The organism is Streptomyces sp. S.PB5, assembly GCF_030403745.1.
Lineage (GTDB): Bacteria > Actinomycetota > Actinomycetes > Streptomycetales > Streptomycetaceae > Streptomyces.
On the sequence record NZ_JAQMWP010000006.1, the window covers coordinates 323963 to 346204 of the forward strand.

The following is a 22242-nucleotide window of genomic DNA, read 5'->3' on the forward strand; positions in this document are numbered from 1 at the left end:
GAGGGGGGGCGTAACGCTTCAGCGTGGACTGGGGTGCGCGCAGGAACGCTTCTTCTCGAGGTGGGCCCGGAGTCTGCGGCGAGAGCGCCAGACCCGCCGCACACGGGCACCCTGGCCCGCCGCACACGGGCGCCCTCGCCCGTCCGGTACGTCGTCCACGGCGCCCTACGCTCTCCTCGTGGCCACGGCGTCAGCGCTACGGCGTCAGCGCTTGCGCCGGCGGCCCCGCCCGCCTCGTGCCGCAGCCGTCTGTGTGCCCGCCGACATCGACTGCGCCCCGGCCGGTGCCGGCCGCCCGCCCGTCGGTCCCGCCGCCGCGCCGGAGGCCGTGCCGGCGGGCTTGTCGGCCGAGACGACCAGGGCCGCCAGTGCCGTCGTGACCGGCACGGATGCGACCAGGCCGATCGAGCCGACCAGTGTGCGCACGATTTCCTCCGCCACCAACTCGCTGTTGGCAACCGTGCCCACGCTGGACTGCGCGATGGAGAAGAGCAGCAGCAGCGGCAGCGCGGCGCCCGCATAGGCGAGGACGAGCGTGTTGACGACGGATGCGATGTGGTCGCGGCCGATGCGGATGCCGGCGCGGTACAGCCCTCGCCAGCCCATCGTCGGGTTGGCCTCGTGCAGCTCCCAGACCGCCGAGGTCTGGGTGACCGTCACGTCGTCGAGGACACCGAGCGAACCGATGATGACGCCGGCGAGCAGCAGACCGCTCATGTCGATCGACGGGTAGAGGCCGTGGATCAGGCCGGTGTTGTCGTCGGTGTTGCCGGTGAGCGCGGCCCAGCCGATGAACAGCGAGCCGAGGACGCCGATCAGCAGCAGCGAGATCAGCGTGCCGAGCACGGCGACCGATGTTCTCGCCGACAGCCCATGACACAGATACAGGGCGATCAGCATGATGGCGCTCGCCCCGACCACGGCCACGACCAGCGGGTTCGAGCCCTGCAGGATCGCGGGCAGGATGAAGAAGTTCAGGATCAGGAAGCTGATGGCCAGGGCGACCAGTGCCATGACGCCCCGCAACCGCCCGACGACCACGACGGCGAGCGCGAAGATGCCGGCGAGCAGCGCCATGGGAAGCCTGCGGTTCACGTCGGTGACCGAGTACTGCAGGTCCTTGGGCGCGGAGGGCTCGTAGGCGACCACGACCTTCTGGCCCTGGTGCAGCTGCCGCGACTGGTCCGGCTGCACGATCTCGGTGAACGTACGGCCCTTGTCCTTGCCGGTGTCGACACGGATCGTGGCCTTCTTGCAGGTCCCGTCCTCCTGCTGCTGGGCGGAGGAGCCCTCGGCGGTGGAGGTGTCGCCGGTCGGGGTCCCACCGGAGGCGTTCACCGACTTGCAGCTCACCTCGTCGACCTTGGTCACCGTGGCCTGCTGGGTCTGTCGGTCGAAGCCGACACCGGTGCGCTCATGCCCCGGCGCACCCCCGGGCCACAGCACGGCGAGCCCGACGATCACGGCGACGCCGAAGGGGATGAGGACCGCGGCGATGACCTTGCGCAGGTGCTTGGAGACGGGGGCCGCCGGGCCGTGACTGTGGCTGTGCGAGTGGCCGTGTCCGCCGCCATCCGGTCCGCCGCCACCAGGCCCACCGCCACCGCCGGTTCCGTCTCCGCCGCCCCCACCGTTCCCGCCCCCGCCGGGACCCGGGCCGTGGCCGTGTCCGCCTCCGGCATCGTGGCCGTGGCCGTGGTGTCCTCCGCCGTCATGGCCGTGGTCGTGACCACCACCGGATGCGGACCCCTGCCCGAACCGGTCACCGGACGCGGAATCCTGTCCGAACCAACCGCCGGATCCGGGCTCCTGCCCCAACCGACCACCGGATCCCGGCCCTTGCCCGAACCCGCGATCAGAGCCGTCGGCACCGCTCCCGTGCTCCTGCTCGTGCCAGCCGCCGGAGCCGTACCCGGCACCCCGGCCGTCCCCGGATCTGGGGCCGTTGCCGGGCCCGTTTCCGGAGCCGGGCCCGCGGGGCGGCTCGGGTGGGTACGGGGGCTGATGTGTCGTGGTCACCGACCGATCATCGCAAGAACGGCAGGGGCCCTCTGTTCACCGCGCCCGAATTGACGCTAGCGTGGAGGCACCTTTGTACACGCGGGAGCTCGGAGCACCGGGCTGAGAGGGCGCTGACCTCCGTCCCAGCGATGTTTCACGTGGAACATCGTCACCAGCGAGTGACGTTCCACACGAAACGTCGGCAGACGGAAACCGCTGCGTCGACCGCCGAACCTGTTACCGGGTAATGCCGGCGTAGGGAGTAGGTCTCATGACCATCAAGGACGCACGCACGCCTGCCTCCAGCCAGGACGAACAGCCCATCGAGGGTGAAAAGTCCACGGAGAGCGGGAAGTCCATCGGCTGGCACAAGGCATACATCGAGGGCTCGCGCCCCGACCTGCAGGTGCCGGTCCGTCAGGTGCATCTCACCAACGGGCAGTCGGTCACGCTGTACGACACATCGGGCCCGTACACCGATCCCCTGGTCGATACCGACGTCCGCCGGGGCCTGGCCCCGCTGCGGGAGAACTGGATCATCGCCCGCGGTGACACCGAGGAGTACGCGGGCCGTCCCGTCCGCCCCGAGGACGACGGCATCAAGCACACCTCGCCGCGCGGCGGCAATCTCCGCAACCTCGACGCGGTCTTCCCGGGCCGGCCCCGGCTGCCGCGCCGCAGCCGCGACGGGCGGGCGGTCACCCAGCTCGCGTATGCGCGCCGCGGTGAGATCACGCCCGAGATGGAGTACGTGGCCGTCCGGGAGAACGTCTCGCCCGAGGTCGTCCGGGAGGAGATCGCGGCCGGTCGCGCGGTGCTCCCGGCCAACGTCAACCACCCGGAGATCGAGCCGATGATCATCGGCAAGCGGTTCCTGGTGAAGGTCAACGCCAACATCGGCAACTCCGCGGTGACGTCCTCCATCGAGGAGGAGGTCGAGAAGATGACCTGGGCGACCCGCTGGGGCGCCGACACGGTCATGGACCTCTCCACGGGCCGCAACATCCACACCACGCGCGAGTGGGTGCTGCGCAACTCCCCCGTCCCCATCGGCACGGTGCCGCTCTACCAGGCGCTGGAGAAGGTCGACGGCAAGGCCGAGGAACTGACCTGGGAGATCTACAAGGACACGGTCATCGAGCAGGCCGAGCAGGGCGTGGACTACATGACGGTCCACGCGGGCGTGCGGCTGCCGTACGTCCCGCTGACGGCGAACCGCAAGACGGGCATCGTCTCGCGCGGCGGCTCGATCATGGCGGCGTGGTGCCTGGCGCACCACAAGGAGAGCTTCCTCTACGAGAACTTCGAGGAACTCTGCGAGATCCTCGCCGCGTACGACGTGACGTACTCACTCGGCGACGGCCTCCGCCCGGGCTCGATCGCGGACGCCAACGACGAGGCGCAGTTCGCCGAGTTGAGGACGCTCGGGGAACTCAACACGATCGCCAAGCGCTTCAACGTGCAGACCATGATCGAGGGCCCGGGGCATGTCCCGATGCACAAGATCAAGGAGAACATCGACCTTCAGCAGGAGATCTGCGAGGAGGCGCCGTTCTACACGCTCGGCCCGCTGACCACGGACATCGCCCCGGCCTACGACCACATCACCTCGGGAATCGGTGCCGCGATGATCGCGTGGTGGGGCACCGCGATGCTCTGCTACGTCACGCCCAAGGAGCACTTGGGCCTGCCCAACCGTGACGACGTCAAGACCGGCGTCATCACCTACAAGATCGCGGCCCATGCGGCGGACCTCGCCAAGGGACACCCTGGCGCCCAGGCGTGGGACGACGCCCTGTCGGATGCCCGCTTCGAGTTCCGCTGGGAGGACCAGTTCAATCTGGCTCTCGACCCCGACACGGCCCGCGAGTTCCACGACGAGACGCTGCCGGCGGAGCCGGCGAAGACGGCTCACTTCTGCTCGATGTGCGGGCCGAAGTTCTGCTCGATGAAGATCAGCCAGAGCATCACAGAGCGGTTCGGTGGTGCGGCCGCCGAGGGGGCGTCTCCGGAGGAGATCGCTGAGGGGATGCTGCAGAAGTCGAAGGAGTTCGCGGCGAGCGGGAGCCGGGTGTACCTGCCGCTGGCGGACTGACGTCCGTAGATTGGCGCTGCTTCGGAGGACGATGCCTTCGGGGCAGCGCCATCGTGCGCTCGGGGATGAGGGGTGGGTGGAGTCTTGATCGTTCTGAAGGTGACGGAAGAGGCGCAGTCGCTGGTGTGGGACGGCGATGACCTGGTCGATGTGGTGGGTGGCGGCCGCCGATGGAGTCCTGACGGAGTGGAGCACCCTGCCTCGGTCATCCATGGGTTTCTCTTCGACCGGAGCGTCGTCTCCCCGTCCGGCCGCTACTCCGTCGTCTACACCGAGCGGGGTACCAAGGCACTGCTGCTCGAAGGTGATCGGCTCGTCCGTGAGCTGAACCGCAGCTACTACCAAGCCGATGTCTTCGACTATCCGGTGGCGCTCGGGGCGTTGCCGGACGGCCGCGAGGTTCTGGTCCACTGCCCGGAGGAGTACAACATCCTCGAGATCGAGGATGCGGAGTCGGGAGAGTGGCTCACCGACGGCGAACGTCAACCCAGGGACCTCTTCCACTCGCGGCTGGCGGTGAGCCCGGGTGGGACTCACCTGCTGTCGGCCGGCTGGTTCTGGCATCCGTACGGGGTCGTCGAAGTCTTCGACCTGGCCGGTGCGTTGACGGACCCCGCTGTGCTCGATGGCCGTGGCGTGCTGCCCTTGGACCCGGGCATCGATGCGGAGGTCGCCTCGGCCTGCTGGCTCGATGACGACCGCCTGGCCGTGGCGACCGATGGGGAGCCTCTCGACGATGAGGAAACCCCTGCCCTGGGCCCACGGCAGCTGGGCGTGTGGTCGCTCTCCGCAGGGCGGTGGATCCATCGCAACACGGTCGATTTCTGCCTCGGCACTCTGATCGCGCGGGGCGACACGGTCGTCTCGCTGTACGGGCATCCGCGGCTGATCGATGTCACGACAGGCGCCGTGGTGGCGGAATGGCCCAGCGTGGAGGTACCCCGCAGAGAGGGCAGCTACGGGGTCACTCACATCCCGACGCCCGTTGTTGCCCTGCACCCGGACGGCACCCGCCTGGCTGTGGCCCAGCCGGACAGCATCGCGCTCATCACCCTTCCGGAGCCGATCGCGGACTGATCGTCCTGCCCGGGTGGGGCCCGGTGCCCATGTGGGCCCCACCTCGTCAAGGTACGAGCACGATCTTGCCGTTGGTGCGCTTCTCCTCGATCGTGCGGTGGGCGGTGGCCGCTTCGGCGAGGGGGTAGGTGTGCTGGACCGTGACCTTGAGGCGGCCGTTCTCGATGCGGTCGGTGATCTGGTCCAGTACCGCCCCGGAGGGCTCGGCCGTGACCCAGACGTAGCGCAGGCCGCGGGCGGCGGCTTCTTCCGCGTCCGTACCCGGGTCGATCGAGGCGCCGATGAGGAGACCGTCCGGGCGGAGTACGTCGAGGGAGCGCGGGCCGTAGGCGCCGCCGACCAGATCCAGGACGACGTCCACGGGAGTCACGGCGGTCCGGAAGTCGGTGGTGGTGTAGTCGATCAGTTCGTCGGCGCCGAGCTCGCCCAGGAAGTCGTGGTTGGCCGCCCGCGCGGTGCCGATGACGTACGCGCCCCGTTCCTTGGCGAGTTGGACCGCGACGTGGCCGACGCCGCCCGCCGCCGCATGGATCAGGACCCGGTCGCCGGGCTGGACCCGTGCCAGCACGGCCAGCGCCTGCCAGGCGGTGAACGCGACCAGGGGCACGGCCGCCGCATGGACGAGGTCGAGGTTCTTCGGCGCGAGGGCCAGCGCGTCGGCCGCCACGGCGGTGAACTCGGCGTACGAGCCGTGCCGGGTGACCGCCAGCATGCCGTACACCCGGTCGCCCGGCACGAACCGCGTCTCGCCCTCGCCGACCCGTTCGACGACCCCGGCCACGTCGTTGCCCGGCGTCCACGGCAGCGTGACCAGCTCCGGCACCCGGCCGGACCGGAGCACCGCGTCGCCCGGGTTGACCCCGGCGCCGGCGACCCGCAGCAGCACCTCCCCGGGACCGGGGTCCGGCACGTCGGTCTCCGTGTAGGCGAGGGTCTCCGGACCGCCGAACGCGGACTGGACGACGGCATGCATACGGGCGGGCATCAGGACTCCTCGTCGGCAGGGCGCACGGTCCGGGAAGGCGGTGGCGCTCGGTGTCCTTCATGCTCGGCCCGAGCGATATCCCTGCGGAAGAAGGCACTTGTCTGATACCGAGGTTCTTCGTGGATACCGGCTTCGACCTGAGAGAACACGGCGGCGTGGAGATCTTCCTGCGCGACTGTCCGACCCGTGCCGTGCTGGACGTGATCGCCGGCAAGTGGACCATGCTGGTGCTGGTGGCGCTCGAGGACGGCCGCCCGATGCGCTTCGCCCAGCTGCGGCGAAGGCTGGACGGCGTCACGCAGAAGGTGCTGACACAGACCCTGCGCGCGCTGGAGCGCGAAGGGCTGCTGACGCGCACCGTGTATCCGACGGTCCCGCCGTGTGTGGACTACCAGTTGACCGAGCTGGGCCTGGAGCTGGGCGGGCTGGTGCAGAGCATCACCGACTGGTCGCAGACGAACATCGCCGCCATCCGGGCGGCACGGGAGAAGTTCGACGAACGCACGGAACGCCGACCCTCCGGCACCACCACCTAGGTCCGGCCCTCACCATCGGCGACCGGACCGGACCGGACCGGACCGGGTCGGGTCGGCTTCGGCACCCGGTACCTCACCACCCGCCCGCCGTCACTCAGCACGGCACGCCCGCCGGACAACCGGCTTGCGCTCCCCCGGAGGTGGGTCTCCCCGTGGCGAGGGGCGCAAGCAGGGGTCACTCCGGCTGGTGTTCCGGGCCGCCGAAGTCCGGGCTGGTGTAGTCCGGGCTCGTGAAGCTGGGCCGGGGACCGGCGCTGCCGTCGTCCGGGCTGCTGAAGCCCGGGCGGCCGTAGCCGAGGTGCGGCATACGGCTGGGGGCCGGCGGTGCCGAGCGGTGCAGGGCGGCCGCGGTGCCGGGATCGGCCAGCGCGTCCCGCAGGAAGGGCAGGACGCCTTTCTCCAGCAGGGCCTCGCGCCAGGCTTCCCTGGCCCGGGACACCTCCTCGGTCAGCTCGCCGTAGGGCCCGGTGTCGAGCGAGGGCCGGTTGCGCAGCGCCGTGAGGAGCAGGCCGACCGCGGCGACCAGGATCGCCACCGCGGTGACCGCGCCGAACACCCAGCCGGTGGTCAGCATGGTCTGGGCGAACGACTGCTGCGGATCGAGCATCTTGAGGATGTAACCCACGAGCAGGAAGATCGCCGCGGCGGTTCCGGCGAGGACTGGGGCCAGGACCGCGACGACGGCGACGGCGCCCGCGCCGGCGGTCTCGGCGACCTCTCCCATGGTGGCGGCGAGCCCCACCGCGCCCGAGCCGGACTCCGCGGAGCCGGTCTCACGGACGGACGACGGGGTGGACGGCGCCGGCTGGCGCAGTTCCTCGCGGACCTTCACGTAGTGCTGGTACTCGGTCGCCGCGGCCGCCGTGATGATCGCGGTGGCGTTGAGCGCCATGGTGCGCAGCTGTTCTGGATTGAGCCGTTGTCCCACAGCGGCCAGTTCCGGGCGGTGTGGGGCGGAGCGCAGCGCCTCATCGAGGATCCGCTCGTATTCCTGGCGGTCCTCGCTCAGCAGGTGCTGCGGAACGCTGTTCATGTGCATCCCCCGATGCTCCGTAGGGCTTGGGGCTCGCATGACTGTGAGCCGTCGGGCAGAAACGGAGGGGAGCCTGCTACGGATAAGCCGATGGTAGAGCGGCTACGGCACGCCGTGACAGGGGGTTTCCAGAAATTGGGCCCTGGCCTGCGCCGTCTTCGCTCAGTCCGTCATGGGGGATCGTCTGCCCGGTGAACGTTCAGATATCCAGGGGAAGTTGCTGGACCAGCAGCTTTCCGGCCATGGTCACCCCGCCGTCCATCGCGATGGCCAGGCCGTCGGCGTAGATGTGCGGTCCCTCGACCACCGGGCCGCCGCTGTCCTCACCGTCCTCGGAGCCGACCTCGCCCAGCAGGTACGGGATCGGGCTGTGCCCGTGAACGATCCGGGTCCCGCCGTACGTATCCAGCAGTGACCGTACGGCGTCGGCGCCGCCTTCGTCGCGGAAGGAGAAGCGCTTGGTGAACTTGCGGAACAGATCCCAGCACTCGTCCGCGTCGTTGCGCGTGAGCGTCTCGCGGACGGTGTCGTTGACCGCCTCGATCGAGTCGCCGTAGTCGAGGTAGGCGGTGGTGTCGGAGTGGACGAGCAGATGACCGTCGACCGCCTCCATGGCGTCGAGGCGGGCCATCCACTGCAGATGGTGGTCCTGCAGACGGTCCATGTCGGTCTTCTGACCGCCGTTGAGCAGCCAGGCCGCCTGGAAGGTGGCGGTGCCGGCGCCGGAGTTGACGGGGGTGTCGCCGAACCGCTTGGCGCCGAGCAGCAGCAGCTCGTGGTTGCCCATGAGCGCCTTGCAGTAGCCGCCGGCGGCCGCGGCCTCGGCGGACAGCCGCATCACGAGGTCGATGACGCCGATGCCGTCGGGCCCGCGGTCGGTGAAGTCGCCGAGGAACCACAGCCGGGCGGTGCCCGCGCACCAGTTGCCCGCGGTGTCGATGAGCCCCTGCTCCTGGAGCGCGGCCACCAGCTCGTCGAGGTAGCCGTGCACGTCCCCGACGACGAACAGCGCGCCGGGGCCGACGGAGACCGGCTGCGGGAGCTCGGCGGGGTCGACGGTCACCTGAAGCGTGTCACCCCGGTTGACGACCGGAAGGTTCCGCTCCGTCGGGGTGTACCCCTCCGGGAACTCCGCCTCGTGCGCCGGTACGACATCGCCGGGGTGCACGCTGTGGCCGTACGGGCCGGTCTCGTGGACGTACGCGGGCACCCGGAAGTCGCGCAACGTCGCCGTCCGCTCCGCCTCGGGTCCCTGACCGGCCCCCTGAGTCATCAGACCCCTCCACCATCACGCCGCATCTGCACCACTTCGGACTGCCTGGTCGCAGCGGCCCGCGGTGTCGTGGGCCCATCATAGGAATGCGGATCGCGCCATGTGATGACCCAGGGGTGGTGAATCAGCGCAAGACTCCTGTTCACCGCGGCTTTCGCCCCGATTGGGCAGGGCTTCGGCGCCTTGCTGACGGCCCCTGCGCTACTTCTCCTCGGGCGACCGGGGCGGGCTGACGGTCGTCCGCGGCGGGCGTCGCTGGGACGAGGTACGCACGATCAGCTCCGTCGGTATCACCTGCTCGACCGGTTGGTCCGATTCGACCCCCTCGATGGCGTCGATGAGGAGCTGCACCACGGCCGTGCCGATGCGCCGCGGCTTCAACGAGAGCGTGGTGATGGGCGGCTCGGTGCTGGCGTACACGGTGGACTCGCTGCAGCAGACCAGAAGCAGGTCCTCCGGTACGCGCAGCCCGTAGCGGCGGGCGGCGGCGAGCAGATCGGTGCCGTTGGGGTCGAACAGGCCGTAGACCGCGTCGGGGCGGTCCGGGCGGGCCAGCAGCCGGTCGGCGGCCACGGCCCCGGCGCACGGATCGTGCGCCGGGTAGGCCTCGTACACCGGATCCTGGCCGACCCGCTCGCACCAACGCAGGTATGCGGTGGTCGACAGATGCGTGTACGTGTCCGTCGACGTCCCCGTCAGCAGGCCGATGCGGCGGGCGCCGGCGTCGGCCAGGTGGTCGAGGATGCCGAGTACGGCGGCCTCGTGGTCGTTGTCGACCCACGCGGTGACCGGCAGCGAGCCGGCCGGGCGGCCGTCGGAGACCACCGGCAGCCCCTGGCGGACCAGTTCGCTGACGACCGGGTCCTGGTCGGACGGATCGATCACCACGGTCCCGTCCAGCGCGACGTTCGACCACACGTCGTGGCGCGAGGTCGCGGGCAGGATGACGAGTGCGTAGCCGCGGGCGAGCGCGGCCGAGGTGGCGGCTCGCGCCATCTCGGCGAAGTACGCGAACTCGGTGAAGGTGAAAGGTTCATCCCCGTACGTCGTCACCGTCAGACCGATGAGGCCCGACTTGCCGGTACGGAGGGTTCGGGCCGCCGCCGAGGGGCGGTAGCCCAGCCTGTCGGCGACCTCACGGACATGGCGTCGGGTGGCGTCCGGGAGCCGGCCCTTCCCGTTGAGGGCGTCGGAGACGGTCGTGATGGAGACTCCGGCGGCGGCGGCAACATCTCTGATGCCCGCACGACCCGGCCGGCTGCCTCGACGTGAGGTTTCCGCGCGGCTCACCTGGTGCTTCCCTGCTGCTGTCATGGCGAGCCGATAGTAGGGCTCATGCGGTGGGGTAGGGCGGACGCATATGCACGCGTTGACAGGTACGTTTCTGCATGGTCAAAAGCCGTCAATTCCCTGGGAATGTAAGGGAGTTGAACGATCCAATGACACTAGCTGACTTGTCGGCACGCATGGGCCTGCCAAGTCCCCGATGTTTCGAAGAGGTCTCAACTCACCTTCACGGGGGATGCGCGCCACGGCGCGAGCCACCGGCGCATAGATATATGTGAGCGCGCCCTGTGATTCGTCTGCCTTCGTACGGTGATGCCCCTGATGCCGGTGGGACGGATGAGGTGACGTCCCACCGGTTCGCACAGACGCCCAATCCTCATAAGGTGAGCAGTATTGGAACCCGGTGGTCATGAGGAGGACTGCGGTGAGCGAGACGAGCCCCAAGCTGCGCGCCGAGCTGGAGGGTATCCCCACCTACAAGCCGGGCAAGCCCGCCGCGACCGACGGCCCGGTCGCCTACAAGCTGTCCTCCAACGAGAACCCCTATCCGCCGCTGCCGGGCGTGATGGAGAGCGTCACGGCCGCCGCCTCGTCCTTCAACCGCTACCCGGACATGGCCTGCACGGGCCTGATGAACGAGCTGTCGGAGCGCTTCGGCGTCCCGCTCTCCCACCTGGCCACCGGCACCGGCTCCGTCGGCGTCGCCCAGCAGCTGATCCAGGCGACCTCGGGCCCGGGCGACGAGGTCATCTACGCCTGGCGGTCCTTCGAGGCGTACCCGATCATCACGCAGATCAGCGGTGCGACCTCGGTGAAGGTGCCGCTGACGCCGGGCGATGTGCACGACCTGGACGCGATGGCGGAGGCCATCACCGACCGGACGCGTCTGATCTTCGTCTGCAACCCCAACAACCCGACCGGCACGGTCGTGCGGCGGGCGGAGCTGGAGCGCTTCCTCGACCGGGTGCCGAGCGATGTGCTCGTGGTGCTGGACGAGGCGTACCGGGAGTTCATCCGGGACAGCGAGGTGCCGGACGGGGTGGAGCTGTACCGGAGCCGGCCGAACGTCTGCGTCCTGCGGACGTTCTCCAAGGCATACGGCCTCGCCGGACTGCGCGTCGGCTTCGCCATCGCCCATGAGCCGGTGGCGGCGGCGCTGCGCAAGACCGCGGTGCCCTTCGGGGTCAGCCAGCTCGCGCAGGAGGCGGCGATCGCCTCGCTGCGCGCCGAGGACGAACTGCTCGGCCGGGTCGGCTCCTTGGTGTGTGAGCGCAACCGCGTGGTGGAGGGGCTGCGGGCTCAGGGCTGGACGGTGCCCGAGACCCAGGCCAACTTCGTGTGGCTGCGGCTGGGGGAGCGTACGGTCGACTTCGCGGCGGCCTGCGACCAGCACGGTGTGGTGGTCCGTCCGTTCCCCGGCGAGGGTGTGCGGGTGACGATCGGGGAGACCGAGGCGAACGACATCTTCCTGAAGGTGACGGAAGCGTTCCGCAAGGAGCTCTAGCCGCAGGGCGGCTCTGGCCGTGAGGAGCTCTGGCCGTCGGTCGGCGGTGTGGCCGACGGCTCCTCGCCCCATGTCCGGGCGCTGGAGGTGAGCGGCCGTGCCTTGGCGAGAGGGGACCGATGGACCCCACCGGAGAGTCCCTTGGGCCCATGGAGGGGACCCCCCTTCGAGCTTCGATAATCAGTGCGTCATAATTCTTTGTGAATGTGAACGCGTTCACAAGCGTGTCCCGGTTGCTCCAATGATGTGTGTGACATAAGGGGCAAACTGCCGCTGTACCACGGCGACCTAAGGAGACCTGACGACGTGGACCTGGCTTTGGCGCCGGAGACACTGGCGCGCTGGCAGTTCGGCATCACCACCGTCTACCACTTTCTCTTCGTCCCCCTGACGATCTCTCTGGCCGCGCTCACGGCCGGCCTGCAGACGGCTTGGGTGCGCACAGAGAAGGAGAAGTACCTCAGAGCCACGAAGTTCTGGGGCAAGCTCTTCCTGATCAACATCGCGATGGGTGTCGTCACCGGCATCGTGCAGGAGTTCCAGTTCGGCATGAACTGGTCCGACTACTCGCGCTTCGTCGGTGACGTCTTCGGCGCACCGCTCGCCTTCGAGGCCCTGATCGCCTTCTTCTTCGAGTCGACCTTCATCGGTCTGTGGATCTTCGGCTGGGACAGGCTGCCCAAGAAGGTCCACCTGGCCTGCATCTGGATGGTCTCGATCGGCACGATCCTGTCCGCGTACTTCATCCTCGCGGCCAACTCGTGGATGCAGCACCCGGTCGGCTACCGGATCAACGAGGCGAAGGGCCGGGCCGAGCTCACCGACTTCTGGCTGGTACTGACCCAGAACACCGCCCTGGCCCAGGTCTTCCACACCCTGTCGGCGGCGTTCCTCACCGGCGGCGCCTTCATGGTCGGCGTCTCGGCCTTCCACCTGCTGCGCAAGAAGCACATCAGCGACATGAAGACCTCGCTGCGGCTCGGCCTGGTCACCGTCGTCGTCGGCGGCCTGCTCACCGCGGTCAGCGGTGACGTCCTCGGCAAGATCATGTACGAGCAGCAGCCGATGAAGATGGCCGCCGCCGAGGCCCTGTGGGACGGCGAGGAGCCGGCGCCCTTCTCGATCTTCGCCGTCGGCGATGTCGACAAGGGCCACAACAAGGTCGCCATAGAGATTCCGGGCCTGCTGTCCTTCCTCGCCAAGGACGACTTCACCTCGTACGTCCCCGGCATCAACGACGTGAACAAGGCCGAGCAGGAGAAGTACGGGCCCGGCGACTACCGGCCCAACATCCCGGTCGCCTACTGGGGCTTCCGCTGGATGATCGGCTTCGGCATGGCGTCGCTGGCGATCGGCGTGATCGGGCTCTGGCTGACCCGCAAGAAGTTCCTGCTGCCGCAGCACCTGCGGGTGGCCGACGACGAGGTGCCGCATCTCGTGCTCATGCCCAGGGGCAAGAAGGCCCTCGGCCCGAAGCTCACCACGTGGTACTGGCGCATCGCCGTCCTGACCATGGGCTTCCCGCTGATCGCCAACTCCTGGGGCTGGATCTTCACCGAGATGGGCCGCCAGCCGTGGGTCGTCTACGGCGTTCTGCGGACCCGCGACGCGGTCTCCCCCGGCGTCTCGCAGGGCGAGGTCCTCACCTCGATGATCGTCTTCACCGGCCTGTACGCGATCCTCGCCGTCGTCGAGGTCAAGCTGCTCGCCAAGTACGTCAAGGCCGGCCCGCCCGAGCTCACCGAGGCCGACCTCAACCCGCCCACGAAGATCGGCGGCGACACCCATGACGCCGACAAGCCGATGGCTTTCTCGTACTAGGCCGAGGGGGATCGAGTCATGGAACTTCACGACGTCTGGTTCGTGCTCATCGCCGTCCTGTGGACCGGCTACTTCTTCCTGGAGGGCTTCGACTTCGGAGTCGGTGTCCTCACCAAGCTGCTGGCCCGGAACCGGCCAGAGAAGCGGGTGCTGATCAACACCATCGGCCCCGTCTGGGACGGCAACGAGGTCTGGCTGCTCACGGCCGGCGGCGCGACCTTCGCCGCCTTCCCCGAGTGGTACGCCACGCTCTTCTCGGGCTTCTATCTGCCCCTGCTGCTCATCCTGGTCTGTCTGATCGTCCGCGGTGTCGCCTTCGAGTACCGGGTCAAGCGGCCCGAGGAGAACTGGCAGCGCAACTGGGAGACCGCGATCTTCTGGACCTCGCTGCTCCCGGCGTTCCTGTGGGGCGTGGCCTTCGGCAACATCGTGCACGGCGTGAAGATCGACCAGAACTTCGAGTACGTCGGCACCTTCTGGGACCTGCTCAACCCGTACGCCCTGCTCGGCGGAGTGGTGACGCTGACGCTGTTCACCTTCCACGGGGCGGTGTTCACGGCGCTCAAGACGGTCGGGGAGATCCGGGAGCGGGCACGGAAGCTGGCGCTTCAGGTCGGGCTCGTGACGGCCGCGGCGGCGCTGGTCTTCCTGCTGTGGACGCAGATCGACGGCGGCGACGGCAAGAGCCTGGTCGCCATGGTCGTGGCGGTCGTCGCCCTGGTCGCCGCTCTGCTGGCCAATCAGGCCGGGCGCGAGGGCTGGTCGTTCGCGCTGTCGGGCGTCACCATCGCGGCCGCCGTGGCGATGCTCTTCCTGACGCTTTTCCCGAACGTCATGCCGTCCTCGCTCAATGAGGACTGGAGCCTCACCGTCACCAACGCCTCGTCGAGCCCGTACACCCTGAAGATCATGACCTGGTGCGCGGTGATCGCCGCACCGGTCGTGATGGTCTACCAGGGCTGGACCTACTGGGTGTTCCGCAAGCGGATCGGTACGCAGCACATCGCGGCGGACGTCGCGCACTGAGGCCGAGCCGGGGCGTCCTGATTGGGGCATGTTTCACGTGAAACATGCCCCAAGGTCCCCGCTGAGAAGAGGGTGTGTTTCACGTGAAACCGATCGATCCGCGTCTGCTGCGGTACGCCCGGGCCACCCGGCTCTTCATGGTGGCCGTCGTCGGTCTGGGTGCCGTCGGGGCGGCGCTGGTCATCGCTCAGGCGATGCTCATCGCCGAAGTGGTGGTCGGTGCCTTCCAGCACGGTCTCTCCGTCTCCGAACTCCGCACTCCCCTGCTGCTGTTGGTAGCGGTCGCGGGTGGCCGTGCCCTGGTCTCCTGGCTCACCGAACTCGCCGCGCACCGGGCGAGCGCGGCGGTGAAGTCGGAGCTGCGGGGGCGGTTGCTGGAGCGGGCCGCGACGCTGGGGCCGGGCTGGCTCGGCGGACAGCGGACCGGATCGCTGGTCGCGTTGGCCACACGCGGAGTCGACGCCCTCGACGACTACTTCTCGCGCTATCTCCCGCAGTTGGGCCTTGCGGTGGTGGTGCCGGTGGCGGTCCTGGCCCGGATCGTCACCGAGGACTGGGTCTCGGCGGCCATCATCGTCGGCACGCTCCCTCTCATCCCGATCTTCATGGTGCTCATCGGCTGGGCCACACAGTCCCGGATGGACCGTCAGTGGCAGCTGCTGTCCCGGCTGTCCGGGCACTTCCTGGACGTCGTTGCTGGGCTGCCGACCCTGAAGGTCTTCGGACGGGCCAAGGCGCAGGCCGACTCGATCCGGCGCATCACCGGCGAGTACCGACGGGCGACCATGCGGACGCTGCGCATCGCCTTCATCTCCTCCTTCGCCCTGGAGCTGCTCTCCACGCTGTCGGTGGCGCTGGTCGCCGTGACGATCGGCATGCGGCTCGTGCACGGCGAGATGGACCTGTACATCGGCCTGGTCATCCTCGTGCTGGCGCCCGAGGCGTATCTGCCGCTGCGCCAGGTGGGGGCGCAGTACCACGCGGCGGCGGAGGGGCTGGCCGCCGCCGAGGAGATCTTCGAGGTGCTGGAGACGCCGGTGCCGGCGTCGGGTACCCGTGCCGTGCCGACGGACGGCACGCTGGCCTTCGAAGGGCTCGCCGTCCGCTACCCCGGCCGGGCCGGGGACGTCGTCTCCGACGTCTCCTTCGCTGTCGAGCCCGGGGAGACGGTCGCCCTCGTCGGACCGAGCGGCGCGGGCAAGTCCACGCTGCTGAACGTCCTGCTGGGGTTCGTACCGCCCGCCGAGGGGCGGGTCTCGGTCGGGGGAGTCGATCTCGCCGAGGCCGACCTCGATCAGTGGCGGTCGCAGGTCGCGTGGGTGCCGCAGCGGCCGCACCTGTTCGCCGGGAGCATCGCCGAGAACGTACGGCTGGCTCGGCCCGACGCGGACGACGACGCGGTGCGGCAGGCGCTCGGGGACGCCGGGGCGCTGGAGTTCGTCGACGCGTTGCCGCAGGGCGTCGGGACCGTGCTCGGGGAGGACGGGGCCGGGCTGTCCGCCGGGCAGCGGCAGCGGCTCGCGCTGGCCCGGGCGTTCCTCGCGGACCGGCCGGTGCTGCTGCTCGACGAGCCGACGGCGGCGCTCGACGGGGCGACCGAGGCGGAGGTCGTGGCGGCGGTACGACGGCTGGCGGTGGGGCGGACGGTGCTGCTCGTCGTGCACCGGCCGGCGTTGCTGGGGGTGGCGGACCGGGTGGTGCGGCTGGCGGAGTCGGCCGCGGATTCCTCGGGTGTCGTGGTGGGCGCGGCGGTTCGCGGCGTGGGTGGCGGCGGTCCGGTGGCCGGTGGCGAGGGCGGGCTGGTGGCCGGTGGCGGGCGGCGCGCGGCCGACGGTGATGTCTCTCCCGGCGGCGGGGTGCGGGCCGCAGGTGCTCCGGGCGCCGCCGATGCCCCGGGCAAGGGGGCCGACGTCGGCGGGCGGGGTGTGCTGGCCCGCGTCCGTGCCATGGCCGCCCCCCGGCGCGGGAGCCTCACGCTCGCCCTGTTGCTCGGCAGCCTCGCGCTCGGCAGTGCCGTGGGGCTCATGGCCACCTCCGGGTGGCTCATCTCGCGGGCCTCGCAGCAGCCGCCGGTGCTGTATCTGATGGTGGCCGTGACGGCGACGCGGGCCTTCGGGATCGGCCGGGCCGTGTTCCGGTACGCGGAGCGGCTGGTGTCGCACGACGCCGTGCTGCGGATGCTCGCCGACACCCGGGTCGCCGTCTATCGGCGGCTCGAGCGGCTGGCGCCCGCCGGGCTGCGGCAGACCCGTCGCGGCGATCTGCTGTCCCGGCTCGTTGCCGACGTCGACGCCCTGCAGGACTACTGGCTGCGCTGGCTGCTGCCCGCTGGAGCCGCGGCGGTGGTGTCCGCGGCGTCCGTCGGCTTCACCGCCTGGCTGCTGCCCGAGGCCGGTGCCGTGCTCGCCGTCGGACTGCTGGCGGCCGGGGCCGGAGTCCCGTTGGTCACCGGTGCGGTGGCCCGGCGTGCCGAGCGGCGGCTGGCCCCCGCGCGCGGGGTGCTGGCGACCCGGGTGACCGACCTGCTCACCGGGACCGCCGAACTGGCCGTCGCCGGCGCCCTGCCCGCCCGTACCGCCGAGGCCCGGCAGGCCGACGGGGTGCTCGCGAGGATCGCCTCGCGCGCCGCCACCGCCACCGCGCTCGGCGACGGGCTCACCGCGCTGGTCTCCGGACTGACCGTCGCCGCCACCGCCCTGGTGGGCGCCCAGGGCGTCGCCGACGGGCGGCTGAGCGGCGTCACCATGGCCGTCGTCGTGCTCACCCCGATGGCCGCCTTCGAGGCCGTCCTCGGGCTCCCGCTGGCCGTGCAGTACCGCCAGCGGGTCCGCAAGAGCGCGGAGCGGGTCTACGAGGTGCTGGACGCGCCGGAGCCGGTACGGGAACCGGAACAGCCGCAGAAGGCGCCCGCGTCGCCGTTCCCGGTCGCCGTGAAGGGGCTGTCCGCCCGGTACGCCGGGCAGGACCGGGACGCCCTCACCGGAGTCGACCTCACGCTCGCGGAGGGTCGCCGGATCGCCGTCGTAGGCCCGTCCGGGTCAGGCAAGACGACTCTCGCGCAGGTGCTGCTGCGGTTCCTGGACGCGAAGGACGGTGCGTACACGCTGGGCGGCGTGGACGCGTACGCGCTGCGGGGCGACGACGTACGGAGGTCCGTCGGGCTGTGTGCCCAGGACGCGCATCTCTTCGACAGCTCGCTGCGCGAGAATTTGCTGCTCGCCAAGAAGGGCGCCACCGAGGACGAGCTGCGTGACGTCTTGAAGCGGGCCCGGCTGCTGGAGTGGGCCGACGGGCTGCCCGACGGGCTGGACACACTGGTCGGAGAGCACGGGGCGCGGCTGTCCGGCGGTCAGCGGCAGCGGCTCGCGCTGGCCCGTGCGCTGCTCGCCGACTTCCCCGTCCTGGTCCTCGACGAGCCCGCCGAACATCTCGACCTGCCCACGGCCGACGCGCTCACCGCCGATCTGCTGGCCGCCACCGAGGGGCGTACGACGCTGCTCATCACCCATCGGCTGGCCGGCCTTGAGACGGTGGACGAGGTGATCGTGCTGGACGAGGGGCGAATCGTGCAGCGGGGTTCCTACGCCGAGCTGGCCGCCGTGGCGGGGCCGCTGCGGGGGATGGTGGAGCGGGAGGCGGAGTCGGAGGTGCCGGCGCTCACCGCATGAGCCGGCCTTCGAGAATCTCGACTTTCTGTATTAAATGGGACTAATTACGCTCGGCTCATGTCCGACGAACCGTCCCCCGGTCCCCTGCCCCAGGCCCTGCCGGCCGAGCTGACCGCGCGGGTGCCGCAGCTGCTGGAGGCGATGCGGTCCGTCGGCAGCGGTCTTGAGCTGCACTCCACGCTGGACCGGATCTGCGAGACGGCGGCCGCGCTGACGGACGCCCGCTATGCGGCGATCGGAGTCGTCGACGAGGACGGCCGGGGGCTCGCCGACTTCGTCTTCCACGGCGTCGACGAGGCGACCGCGCGGCGCATCGGACGGCTGCCGGACGGCCACCGGGGGCTGCTCGGCGCGCTGATCCGGGACCCGGAGCCGGTCCGGCTCGCGGATCTCACCACCGACCCGCGCTCCTGCGGCTTCCCCGAGCACCACCCGCCGATGCGCGGCTTCCTCGGGGTCCCGATCCGGGTGCAGGGGGAGGTCTTCGGGAACCTGTATCTGACGGAGAAACACGGCGGCGAGCCGTTCAACGACTACGACCTCAACATGGTCCGGGTCCTGGCCACGGAAGCCGGGATCGCCATCGGCAACGCCCGGCTGTACGAGGCCGCCAAGCAGCGCGAGCGCTGGATCGACGGATCGGTCGCCGTCACCACCGCCCTGCTGTCGGGCGGCGACGCCGACGACGCCCTCGAGGTCGTCGCGGAGCAGGCCCGTCGCCTGTCGGGTTCGGCGGCCGGGATCGTGCTGCTGCCCGCCGACGAGGGCGGCCTGGAGATCGCCGCGGTGGCCGCGGACCAGCCGTCGGGCGCCCTGGGCACGGTCGTCCCGCCGGAGAGCAAGGTCGTCACCGAACTCCTCGACGGACAGGCCGTGTTCATGGACGACGCGGCCGCAGACCCGCGCATGATCACCGGCCTCGCGTGCGGCTACGGGCCGACCATGCTGCTGCCCCTGCACAGCGACGGACGAGTGCTGGGCGCCCTCGTGACGCCTCGCGCGCGAGGGGAGCGGCCGTTCACGGAGACGGAACGCACCCTCGCGATCCAGTTCGCCTCACAGGCCGCCCTCGCGCTGATGATGGCCGACGCACAGCGCGACCGGGAACGGCTCGCGGTCTACGAGGACCGTGATCGCATCGCCCGTGACCTGCACGACCTGGTCATCCAGCGGCTGTTCGCCACCGGGATGATGCTGGAGAGCGCACAGCGCAGGTCGGTCGTGCCCGAGGTGCGCAAGGGTGTGGGCCAGGCCGTCGACGAACTCGACGTCACCATCCAGGAGATCCGCACCGCGATCTTCGCGCTGCAACAGGGGCCCGCGGAGGCCCCGGCAGGGCTGCGCACCCGCGTCCTGCGGGAGATCAACACCGCGGCCGTGCCCCTCGGGTTCAAGCCCTCCCACCGTTTCGTCGGACCCGTCGACGCCCTCGTCGGCGACCTCACCGGCAAGAACCTCATCGCGGCCCTGCGCGAGGCCCTCTCCAACGCCTTCCGGCACGCCGGGGCCTCCCGGATCGCCGTCGTCGTCGACGCGACGGCCACCCTGCCGGACGGGCGGAAGGGCGTCCGCCTGACCGTCGCGGACGACGGCGTCGGCATCCCCGAGGGCGGTCGGCGCAGCGGCCTGAAGAACCTCAAGCGGCGCGCCGAATCGCTGGGCGGCGACAGCCGGCACGGGCCGGGCCTCGGGGAGGACGGCGGGGGGACGACGGTGGTGTGGGAGGCGCCGCTCGAATAGCGGGCAGCCCTCCGTGGACCGACCCGTGTGACGTGCCGTCAACCAGGATCCCGGCGGCGCCTGTTCGGTCGTACGACTGCGCCATACGGAGCCGTGATTCCCCCGGCTGTACGACTTGAACATGCCCCCGCCCTGCTCCCGGGGTCACGATCGCTGGCATGCGACTGTCCCGCCGCCATCCGCTGCTCGTCCCGGCGTTGCTGTGTGCGCTCGCCGTGCTCGCGGCCCGCCCCACCGACGCCGCGGAGAAGCAGGGCGACGGCACCGACTCCGGGATCAGTGCGCAGGTGGCGAGGCTGTACGAGGACGCGGCCGTCGCGACGCAGCAGTACGAGAAGGGGCGGCAGGAGGCGAAGGTGCAGCGGGCGCGGGCGCAGCGGTTCGAGACGCTGCTCGGCCGGGAGCGGCAGGACATCGCCGTCATGCACGAGGACCTGGGCCGGATCGCGCGCGCTCAGTACCGCAACGGCGGCGACCTTCCGCTCACCGCGCAGATCATCCTCGCCGGGAGCCCGGAGGAGCTGATGCGTGGTCAGCAGGTCTTCTCCCAGGCGAACCTGGCGGTGGACAACGCCATCGAGAAGAGCCGTCGGGCCGAGGCACGGCTGGCGAAGGACGAGGCGAAGGCTGCCGCGGAGTGGCAGGCGCTGGAGCAGCAGAACGTCGAACTCGCCGCCTTGAAGAAGGACATCGGGCAGAAGCTCGAAGAGGCGCGCCGGCAGTTGCAGGGCCAGGCGGACGCGTCGGTCGCCGCCGGCGCCTGCCGTGGCGCCGTCCGCCTCGACCAACCGCCCACGCCGGTCGCGGGCGCGTGGATGACGCCGGTGGAGACGTACGAACTGTCCGCCGGCTTCGGCAGCGGCGGCTCACGATGGGCGAACCGGCACACCGGGCAGGACTTCGCGGTGCCGATCGGCACACCGGTGCGGTCGGTCGGCGCGGGCCGGGTGGTGAAGGTGTCCTGCGGCGGCGCCTTCGGCATCGAGATCGTGATCGAGCACGCGGGCGGCTACTACACGCAGTACGCCCATCTCGCCGCCGTCACCGTCGACCAGGGGGAGCGGGTGGCGCCGGGGCAGTGGATCGGCCAGTCCGGCACCACCGGCAACTCCACCGGACCCCACCTGCACTTCGAGGTCCGGGTGACACCGGAACTGGGCTCATCGGTGGACCCGGTGCCATGGCTGGCCTCGCGGGGCGTGCCCCTCGGCTGAAGCGGCCGAACCACTGAGGCCGATGAAGCCGTTGAACCACTGAGGCCGACGAAGCCGCGGAAACGGCTAGCGCCGCGCCAGCATCTGCTCGATGACGACCGCCACCCCGTCCTCGTTGTTCGCGACCGTCCGCCCCGAGGCCGCCGCGATCACATCGGGGTGCGCGTTGCCCATCGCGTACGACTGTCCCGCCCAGGTCAGCATCTCGACGTCGTTCGGCATGTCCCCGAACGCGACGACCTCCTCGTGCGAGATCCCGCGCTCGGCGCAGCACAGGGCCAGGGTGCTGGCCTTGGAGACGCCGGGGCCGCTGATCTCCAGCAGGGCGCTGGGGCTGGAGCGGGTGACATTGGCGATGTCGCCGATGGCGAGGCGGGCGACGGTGAGGAAGGCGTCCGGGTCGAGCGTGGGATGGAAGGCGAGGATCTTCAGGACCGGCTCGTCGGCGCCCGGACCCTCCGGCGCCAGCAGCTTCTCGGCGGGCTGGAGCTCGTCGGGGATCTCCATGTGCAGCTTGGGATAGTCCGGCTCCTGGTGGAAGCCGTAGGTCTGCTCCACTGCGTACACCGTGCCCGGCGCCGCGTCCCGCAGCAGCCGTACGGCCTCCAGTGCGTTCTCCCGCGTCAGCTCCCGCACCTTCACGAACCGGTGGGCGCCGGGGCCGCCGTGCAGGTCGACCACGGCGGCGCCGTTCCCGCAGATCGCCAGGCCGTGGCCGTGGACGTGGTCGCTGACGACGTCCATCCAGCGCGCGGGGCGGCCGGTGACGAAGAAGACCTCGATGCCCGCCTCCTCGGCGGCGGCGAGGGCCGCGACCGTGCGCGGGGAGACGGACTTGTCGTCCCGCAGCAGGGTGCCGTCGAGGTCGGTGGCTATCAGGCGTGGCGGGACTATGGCGGCCGGGGTCTCGGGCTGTCGAGTCGCTGAGGTCACCCAGCCATTCTCCCGCATATGCCCGCACGGTCGTGCGGGAGCCCGCACA

General features: G+C 70.4%; 15 protein-coding genes and 1 riboswitch. Of the genes, 9 read left to right on the forward strand and 6 right to left on the reverse strand.

Going from position 1 to position 22242, the window contains the following annotated elements:
• Positions 1–204 precede the first annotated feature (204 nt).
• Positions 205–2019, reverse strand: coding sequence for a YibE/F family protein (locus PH203_RS17935; RefSeq protein WP_289921061.1), 1815 nt, complete (start codon positions 2017–2019; stop codon positions 205–207).
• Between the two features lie 71 nt (positions 2020–2090).
• A riboswitch (TPP riboswitch) is annotated at positions 2091–2280 on the forward strand.
• On the opposite strand from PH203_RS17935, the gene thiC reads away from it, so the two are divergent.
• Positions 2273–4096 (forward strand): phosphomethylpyrimidine synthase ThiC, encoded by a 1824-nt coding sequence (thiC, locus tag PH203_RS17940; RefSeq protein ID WP_289921063.1) that lies wholly within the window; start codon positions 2273–2275, stop codon positions 4094–4096. Its footprint overlaps the riboswitch before it by 8 nt.
• Before the next feature lie 84 nt (positions 4097–4180).
• On the forward strand, positions 4181–5173 hold the full coding sequence (locus PH203_RS17945) for a hypothetical protein (RefSeq protein ID WP_289921064.1): 993 nt from the start codon (positions 4181–4183) through the stop codon (positions 5171–5173).
• 46 nt (positions 5174–5219) lie between these two features.
• Here the strand turns inward: PH203_RS17945 and PH203_RS17950 are convergent, their stop codons facing one another.
• Positions 5220–6158, reverse strand: a complete 939-nt coding sequence (locus PH203_RS17950; RefSeq protein WP_289921065.1) for an NADP-dependent oxidoreductase — start codon at positions 6156–6158, stop codon at positions 5220–5222.
• Between the two features lie 119 nt (positions 6159–6277).
• On the opposite strand from PH203_RS17950, the gene PH203_RS17955 reads away from it, so the two are divergent.
• The gene (locus PH203_RS17955; RefSeq protein ID WP_289921066.1) at positions 6278–6694 is read left to right on the forward strand and encodes a helix-turn-helix domain-containing protein; all 417 of its coding nucleotides are present in this window, start codon (positions 6278–6280) and stop codon (positions 6692–6694) included.
• 175 nt (positions 6695–6869) lie between these two features.
• On the opposite strand, the gene PH203_RS17960 is transcribed toward PH203_RS17955, so the two are convergent.
• The 3 genes from PH203_RS17960 to PH203_RS17970 all read right to left on the reverse strand — a co-directional run bounded on the left by PH203_RS17960 (position 6870) and on the right by PH203_RS17970 (position 10314).
• Positions 6870–7733 carry a hypothetical protein gene (locus PH203_RS17960; RefSeq protein WP_289921067.1) on the reverse strand — a complete coding sequence of 288 codons (864 nt, stop codon included), beginning with the start codon at positions 7731–7733 and terminating at the stop codon, positions 6870–6872.
• A gap of 193 nt (positions 7734–7926) precedes the next feature.
• Positions 7927–9000 (reverse strand): metallophosphoesterase, encoded by a 1074-nt coding sequence (locus PH203_RS17965; RefSeq protein WP_289921068.1) that lies wholly within the window; start codon positions 8998–9000, stop codon positions 7927–7929.
• Between the two features lie 201 nt (positions 9001–9201).
• Complete coding sequence (locus PH203_RS17970; protein ID WP_289921069.1) at positions 9202–10314, reverse strand: LacI family DNA-binding transcriptional regulator; 1113 nt, start codon at positions 10312–10314, stop codon at positions 9202–9204.
• A 397-nt stretch (positions 10315–10711) separates the two neighbouring features.
• On the opposite strand from PH203_RS17970, the gene hisC reads away from it, so the two are divergent.
• The 6 genes from hisC (at position 10712) to PH203_RS18000 (ending at position 21260) form a co-directional block, all read left to right on the forward strand.
• Positions 10712–11791 (forward strand): histidinol-phosphate transaminase, encoded by a 1080-nt coding sequence (hisC, locus tag PH203_RS17975; protein ID WP_289921070.1) that lies wholly within the window; start codon positions 10712–10714, stop codon positions 11789–11791.
• A gap of 306 nt (positions 11792–12097) precedes the next feature.
• Positions 12098–13612, forward strand: coding sequence for a cytochrome ubiquinol oxidase subunit I (locus tag PH203_RS17980; protein ID WP_289921072.1), 1515 nt, complete (start codon positions 12098–12100; stop codon positions 13610–13612).
• An 18-nt stretch (positions 13613–13630) separates the two neighbouring features.
• A complete protein-coding gene (cydB, locus tag PH203_RS17985; RefSeq protein ID WP_289921074.1) occupies positions 13631–14638 on the forward strand; it encodes a cytochrome d ubiquinol oxidase subunit II in 1008 nt (335 codons plus the stop codon).
• Between the two features lie 83 nt (positions 14639–14721).
• Entirely contained in the window at positions 14722–18306 is a 3585-nt protein-coding gene (gene cydD, locus PH203_RS17990) for a thiol reductant ABC exporter subunit CydD (protein ID WP_289921076.1), read from the forward strand.
• Positions 18307–18363: 57 nt separating this feature from the next.
• Positions 18364–20046: a GAF domain-containing protein gene (locus PH203_RS17995; RefSeq protein ID WP_289921077.1), complete on the forward strand. Its 1683-nt coding sequence runs from the start codon at positions 18364–18366 to the stop codon at positions 20044–20046.
• A 158-nt stretch (positions 20047–20204) separates the two neighbouring features.
• Positions 20205–21260 carry a M23 family metallopeptidase gene (locus PH203_RS18000; protein WP_289921078.1) on the forward strand — a complete coding sequence of 352 codons (1056 nt, stop codon included), beginning with the start codon at positions 20205–20207 and terminating at the stop codon, positions 21258–21260.
• A gap of 66 nt (positions 21261–21326) precedes the next feature.
• Here the strand turns inward: PH203_RS18000 and PH203_RS18005 are convergent, their stop codons facing one another.
• Positions 21327–22193, reverse strand: coding sequence for a Cof-type HAD-IIB family hydrolase (locus PH203_RS18005; protein WP_289921079.1), 867 nt, complete (start codon positions 22191–22193; stop codon positions 21327–21329).
• Between the last annotated feature and the right edge of the window lie 49 nt (positions 22194–22242).